The sequence below is a fragment of the Bacteroidota bacterium genome (genome assembly GCA_018831055.1).
Classification (GTDB): Bacteria; Bacteroidota; Bacteroidia; order Bacteroidales; family B18-G4; genus M55B132.
Genome location: JAHJRE010000156.1, coordinates 1 through 6,401, shown reverse-complemented (window position 1 = coordinate 6,401; position 6,401 = coordinate 1). Strand labels below are relative to the sequence as shown.

The following is a 6,401-nucleotide window of genomic DNA, read 5'->3' as shown; positions in this document are numbered from 1 at the left end:
TTAACCACGAAAACGGTTTTACGTTTATGATAAAACCGTTCGTAAATATCTGATTTTTTAAAAATGATTCAAGAAAAAATTATCATCCTTATAAAAACTTATTAACAATCCCTTATTTGAAGGGAGAATCCGGCTCCTTAGCCATGTGCTTGTAAACCATTTTATCCATGAAACCGGGGAAAAATTTGTTTAAAAAAACGGTAAGCTTTCCCTGACGGGTCAGGATAAGCGTTTTTTTTCTTTTTTCAATGGCCCTGGCTATATGGACGGCAACTTCTTCTGCGCTCATCATCTTATCTTCTTCACGGGGTGATTCCCCCTGCATGTTTCCTTTCCCGTTCAGTGCTGTATTCCGGATGTTGGAGGCTGTAAAGCCCGGACAAGCGATCAGCACGTGCAACCCGGTTTTAAGGTTTTCTATTCTCAGGGTTTCCAGGAACCCGTGCATGGCAAATTTGGAGGCGGAATAGCCTGTCCTTCCTGGAAGACCTTTATACCCGGCTATAGAAGAAACCCCCACAACACTACCCTTTGAGGCAAGCAGATATGGCAATGCAAACTTTGTGCAATAAACCGTTCCCCAGAAGTTCACATCCATAAGCCTGCGTATGACCTGCAGGTCTGTTTCCAGGAATAGAGCACGCATAGAGAGTCCGGCATTGTTAATCAGCACATCAATTCCACCGAATCTCTTAACTGTTTCTTCAACCAACCTGCGGCAATCATCCTCAATGCTTACATCGGCAGTAAGGGCAAGCACCTCTGTCCCTGTTGCCTTTAATTCGTTTTCAACGGCTTCAAGCTTCTCACGATTGCGGGCAACAATCACCACCTTTGCCTTTCTTGCGGCCATTTCAAAAGCCAGAGCCCTGCCAATTCCTGATGAAGCTCCGGTAACGATCACGGTTTTTCCAATCATGTCTCAGGATTTTCCTGCAATGTTAACAATTTTGCTTTTATCCCTAAACTTCAATTCCGGTTAAGAAGAAATTCCATAGTATCAACCCCGTCCGCATAATCCCATAATGCAGGAAACTGTGTGGTCCCGGGCCTTATGCTTCCCGGAAACAATAACTGTTCGTCCACAATGCACTGGATTTTTTCATGGTTATCCCCCAAAAAGGAATTAACTTCCGAAATATCCTCATACAACATATAATGAACGGTGCCCACGGGGGAGATCATTGTGGCGGAAGGCTTCATCATAAAAAATCCATTATCGAAGAAAACATCCCTGTTCAGAAGATATAAAGCCTTGTAATACTGGTAATTATTCATATACTTCGTATGTTCCTGCACATCCGACCACCTGGAGAAATTAGCCATAAACAAACCTATATCGGTTTCTTTCGGAACAAACAGCAAGGAAACATTCCGGCAACCCAGTCCGAAATACCTGAAAATATCTTCACCAAGACCTTCGAAGTCATCATCTCCTGAACGCACGATGGCAACGCTGTTTCTGTTCTTCCTGATTATTTTCGGGACATTTCTGAAATAATATTCGAAATATCTTGAAGTATTTGTGCTTCCGGTAGCGATGATGCAATCAAAATCCTGCAGTTTTCCTTCGGCAAAACAAATCCTGTCGTTAAGAGAAGAGTCAAAAGAAATCAGTAATTCGAGAATAGCCCGGGTCAAGCCTGCATCGTCTGTGGATGTTCTGGCAATCAGTTTATGACCCGATGCAAGCACGCAGAGGGCATCGTGCAATCCAACCAGGGGGATATTTCCTGCCATGATCACTCCTACTTTAAGCATCCTGCCAATCCTGTCAACTTTCCCCTGATACCTGTCCAGCCATTTGTTTACCGATTCTTCGCAAAGCGCTTCTGACCACGATTTGAGGCTGAAAGCCACATTATCCAATGTAAACCATGGATTTAGATCCCGGGCATGACGGGCAACTTTGAATAAGTGTCCTGCAGCCTCCCGGCCCAGGTATTCATTTCCGGTAAGAATGACCTCTGAAATGCGACCTGCCTCCTCCCCGAGATCTGCCAGGGCCTTCCTGAAATTCTGATTATTCATTCGTTTTTTTTTAATATTCGTAGTGAAATTATTAACATTTGCATGATACTAAAATTTCATCTAAATTACGGGGAAAATCTATATCTTTGCTTCATTCTGTGTTTAACAGAATACATTAATGCTAAAGGTATAAAATTTTAAAACGAAGCGGTATTATGAAAAAGCACAATTTTAACGCAGGACCCTCAATCTTGCCACAGTTTACTATCGAAAACACTGCCAAAGCCGTTTTGGACCTCGACGGAAGCGGTTTGTCCATCATGGAAATTTCGCACAGGAGCAAAGATTTCCAGGCTATCATGGATAAGACGGTTGAAATGTTCAAAGAGTTGCTGAATATTCCGGAAGGTTACTCGGTATTATTTCTGGGAGGCGGAGCCAGCCTGCAGTTTGCTATGGTTCCCTTCAACCTGATGAACAAGAAGGCGGCCTATCTGAATACAGGAGCCTGGTCGAAGAAAGCCATCAAGGAGGCCAAATTTTTCGGGGAAGTGGATGTGGTTGCATCATCGGAAGACAAGAACTTCAACTACATTCCGAAAGGATACACCATACCAAAAGATGCCGATTATTTCCACATCACAACGAATAATACCATTTTTGGTACCGAGCTCAAGCACGATATTGACTCTCCTATCCCACTGATCGCCGACATGTCGTCGGATATTTTCAGCCGCCCGGTTGATGTCAGCAAATACGCGATGATCTACGGTGGTGCCCAGAAAAATTTTGCACCTGCCGGTGTTACTTTCGTGATCCTTCGCGACGATATCCTGGGAAAAGTGGAAAGACCCATCCCCACCATGCTTAAGTATGAAACGCACATCAAGGATGGTTCCATGTTCAATACACCTCCTTGTCTGCCCATTTATGCAGGGCTCCAGACACTCATCTGGTTAAAGAACCTGGGTGGATTGGCTGAGATGCAAAAAATCAACCACAAAAAGGCAGATCTGCTTTACACGGAGATCGAACGGAATTCGCTCTTCAGGTCAACAGTACCGTTGAAAGAAGACCGTTCTTTGATGAATGTATGCTTTATCATGGCTGAAGGAAAAGAAGATATGGAAAAGGGATTCCTGGATTTTGCCGTTTCAAAGGGCATGGTAGGCATTAAAGGACATCGTTCTGTTGGTGGTTTCCGTGCTTCCCTTTACAATGCAATGCCAATAGAAAGCGTTCAGGCTCTGGTAGATGCAATGCAGGAATTTGAAAAAATGAATAAATAGGCTAAATTTTTTTTGGCAGTTAAAAAAATTAACGTATTTTTAGATATGGCAAAAGTATTGGTAGCAACAGAAAAACCCTTCGCCGCAAAAGCTGTGAGCGACATTCGCAAGGTGATAAGCGACGCAGGTTATGAATTGGTCCTTCTGGAAAAGTACACCGACAAGGCTGATTTGCTCAAAGCAGTGGCTGACGTGGATGCCATCATCATCCGCAGCGATATTGTCGATAAGGAAGTGATTGATGCGGCGAAAAACCTGAAAATCGTTGTCAGGGCCGGTGCCGGTTATGATAATATCGACCTTGGGGCAGCTACAGCAAAAAACGTGGTAGCCATGAATACACCGGGACAGAATTCCAATGCCGTGGCAGAACTGGCATTCGGGATGATGGTGTATCAGGCACGCGGGCAGTTTAACGGCAAATCGGGAACCGAACTCAAGGACAAGACCCTGGGCATTCACGCTTACGGTAATGTTGGTAAGCTTGTGGCCAGAATTGGAAAAGGTTTCGGTATGGATATCTATGCCTTCGACCCCTTTGTTGCCAAAAGCGACATAGAAGCCGACGGTGTGAAGGTATTGGATAGCGCAGAAGATCTGTACAAAACATGTCAGTACATTTCCCTGCACATCCCGGCCAATGAGAAAACAAAAAAATCCATCAACTTCAATCTTCTTTCCCTTATGCCTGAGGGTGCAACCCTCGTCAACACAGCCAGGAAAGAAGTGATTGATGAAGATGGACTGATGAAAATGTTTGAGGAAAGAAAGGATTTTACCTATGTAAGCGACATTGCACCCGACTGCCTTCCCCAGCTTGAAGAGAAATTCAAAGGCAGGTTCTATGCAACCCCGAAAAAAATGGGGGCACAGACCGCCGAAGCGAATATCAATGCAGGGATCGCAGCCGCCATGCAAATTGTGGCTTTCCTGGAAAAAGGCGACAGGACTTTCCAGGTCAACAAATAATAAAAATATGCAGGAGCTGTGCGTTGCTCCTGCATATTTGTTTTTTAAACCAGCCATTATTAACGAAGAATCAGAGTGTATGGACAGCGCAGAAAAAACTACCACGTTCTTCAGGTTCGAAGACCTCCGGATCTATCACAAAGCAGTTGATTATGTCAGCTGGATGTATGGAATATCCGGCAGCAATCACAACGACAGTCTTCTTCAGAAACTGAATTCCGCCGCCAGAGACATTGCCCTCAATATCGCCGAGGGTTCGGCCAGGAACAAAAGCCAGTTTATCTATTACCTTAAAATGGCCAAGAGTTCCATACGGGAATGCCTTGTCTTTACAACGGTTGCCTTCAACCAGAATCTCTTCACGGATGAGCACCAGGACTATTCCAGGAACCAACTCATGGAAATGACCAAGATGATCGGCGCCCTCATCTCCTCCCTCCAAAGGGGAGCCAAAAGAGAATATCCCGGAGAGGATGACGACGACGATATGGATGAAGACAGCAATTATTAATTCCGTTTTTCTTTGTAGTTTTACCCCGTTTTTTCCGGACATACCGGTTATCGGCCAGTGGTATTTACCCTGGTAAATTCCGTATTAACTCTTTAAACATATTGATTTATGGCAGTATTAAAAGCTTTTAAAGGCCTGAGGCCTCCCAAGGAGATTGCAAAGAACCTGGCATCGCGCCCCTATGATGTGCTGAACTCAGACGAAGCCCGCGAAGAAGCCAAAGGAAATGAGTTTTCTCTCCTGCATATCATTAAACCGGAAATCGACCTTCCACCCGATGTGGATGTCCATGCGCCTGAAGTCTATGAGAAAGCCGTGGAAAACTTCCGGGAATTCCAAAAAAATGGATGGCTCGTGCAGGACCCGGAGGAATACCTTTATATCTACGCTCAAACTATGTTCGGTAAAACCCAATACGGAATCGTAGGGTGCGCCTCCGTCGACGATTACCTGAACGGCATCATCCGCAAACACGAACTTACCAGACCCGATAAGGAAGAGGACAGGATGAAACACGTGAGGATCAACAATGCCAATATGGAACCGGTGTTCTTCTCCTACCCTTCCGTGAAGGAAATCGACAGGATCGTGGAAGCATTTGTCACCGAACATAACCCGGAATACGATTTCGTTGCCGATGACGGCGTTGGTCACCACTTTTGGGTAATAAAAGATAAAGCTATCATCAGCCGTATCCTGGAACTTTTTGATGCAATACCGTTTACCTATGTAGCCGACGGACACCATCGCACGGCTGCTGCTGCCCTTGTAGGCAAGGAAAAGAGAGAGAAAAACCCCCATCATACCGGAAAAGAAGAGTTTAATTACTTCCTGGCGGTTCACTTCCCCGACGACCAACTGACCATCATCGATTACAACCGGGTGGTGAAAGATCTGAACGGCCTGAACAAAGAGCAATTCCTGCAAAAACTCGAAAAGTCATTTGTAGTAGAGAAAAAAGGCAGCGAAATATACAAACCCGGAAAGCTGCACGAATTCAGCATGTTCCTCGACGGAGAATGGTATGCCTTCACCGCCAGACCGGGTACGTTCGACGACAACGACCCGATCGGGGTACTCGATGTCACCATACTCTCCAAACATGTCCTGGATGATATCCTGGGAATAAAAGACCTTCGCAGAGACCAACGCATCGATTTTGTCGGGGGTATCCGGGGACTGGGCGAGCTGAAGAAAAGAGTCGACTCCGGTGAGATGAAAGTAGCTTTTGCTCTCTACCCCGTTTCTATGAAGCAACTGATCGATATCGCAGATACAGGCAATATCATGCCTCCCAAAACCACCTGGTTCGAACCTAAACTGAGGAGCGGACTGGTTGTGCATCTGCTGGATTAGTCTGATATTTTACCCACCCCCTACCCCCTCCCTGCTGGCAGGGAGGGGGGGCGCGTTGATCAAATTTTTCTTGTAACGAAAAGCAAAGATATTTTACAAAAGAAAATTGATTACTGGTTTGTAAAAATCCACTCCAAGGTTATTTTTGTATATTATTTTTTTGCATTTGTTATGCATAAAGCATAAATAGCGCACTCCCCCTCCCTGCCAGCAGGGAGGGGGCCGGGGGGTGGGTAAAAAAATCAGAAGTAAATACCTTCCCTGCGAGTATGTAGAGGCCGGGGGGGGGGGGGAAACCCCCCCCC

The 6,401-nt window shown here is 45.3% G+C and carries 6 protein-coding genes; 4 read left to right on the top strand and 2 right to left on the bottom strand.

Annotation, left to right across the window (positions count from 1 at the left end; genetic code table 11):
* Positions 1–112 precede the first annotated feature (112 nt).
* The gene (locus KKA81_10320; GenBank protein ID MBU2651319.1) at positions 113–919 is read right to left on the bottom strand and encodes an SDR family oxidoreductase; all 807 of its coding nucleotides are present in this window, start codon (positions 917–919) and stop codon (positions 113–115) included.
* A gap of 50 nt (positions 920–969) precedes the next feature.
* Complete coding sequence (locus KKA81_10315) at positions 970–2,031, bottom strand: acyl-CoA reductase (protein MBU2651318.1); 1,062 nt, start codon at positions 2,029–2,031, stop codon at positions 970–972.
* Between the two features lie 155 nt (positions 2,032–2,186).
* On the opposite strand from KKA81_10315, the gene serC reads away from it, so the two are divergent.
* The 4 genes from serC to KKA81_10295 all read left to right on the top strand — a co-directional run bounded on the left by serC (position 2,187) and on the right by KKA81_10295 (position 6,096).
* The gene (serC, locus tag KKA81_10310) at positions 2,187–3,260 is read left to right on the top strand and encodes a 3-phosphoserine/phosphohydroxythreonine transaminase (GenBank protein MBU2651317.1); all 1,074 of its coding nucleotides are present in this window, start codon (positions 2,187–2,189) and stop codon (positions 3,258–3,260) included.
* Between the two features lie 45 nt (positions 3,261–3,305).
* Positions 3,306–4,229 (top strand): 3-phosphoglycerate dehydrogenase, encoded by a 924-nt coding sequence (locus tag KKA81_10305; protein ID MBU2651316.1) that lies wholly within the window; start codon positions 3,306–3,308, stop codon positions 4,227–4,229.
* A gap of 7 nt (positions 4,230–4,236) precedes the next feature.
* The gene (locus tag KKA81_10300; GenBank protein ID MBU2651315.1) at positions 4,237–4,740 is read left to right on the top strand and encodes a four helix bundle protein; all 504 of its coding nucleotides are present in this window, start codon (positions 4,237–4,239) and stop codon (positions 4,738–4,740) included.
* 108 nt (positions 4,741–4,848) lie between these two features.
* Entirely contained in the window at positions 4,849–6,096 is a 1,248-nt protein-coding gene (locus KKA81_10295; GenBank protein ID MBU2651314.1) for a DUF1015 family protein, read from the top strand.
* Positions 6,097–6,401: the final 305 nt, after the last annotated feature.

What these genes read in the sequence shown, in the direction of transcription:
- KKA81_10295 (MBU2651314.1), top strand. Translation starts at nt 4,849, where the DNA reads ATGGCAGTATTAAAAGCTTTTAAAGGCCTGAGGCCTCCCAAGGAGATT.
- KKA81_10305 (MBU2651316.1), top strand. Translation starts at nt 3,306, where the DNA reads ATGGCAAAAGTATTGGTAGCAACAGAAAAACCCTTCGCCGCAAAAGCT.
- KKA81_10315 (MBU2651318.1), bottom strand. Translation starts at nt 2,031, where the DNA reads ATGAATAATCAGAATTTCAGGAAGGCCCTGGCAGATCTCGGGGAGGAG.
- KKA81_10300 (MBU2651315.1), top strand. Translation starts at nt 4,237, where the DNA reads ATGCAGGAGCTGTGCGTTGCTCCTGCATATTTGTTTTTTAAACCAGCC.
- KKA81_10320 (MBU2651319.1), bottom strand. Translation starts at nt 919, where the DNA reads ATGATTGGAAAAACCGTGATCGTTACCGGAGCTTCATCAGGAATTGGC.
- serC (MBU2651317.1), top strand. Translation starts at nt 2,187, where the DNA reads ATGAAAAAGCACAATTTTAACGCAGGACCCTCAATCTTGCCACAGTTT.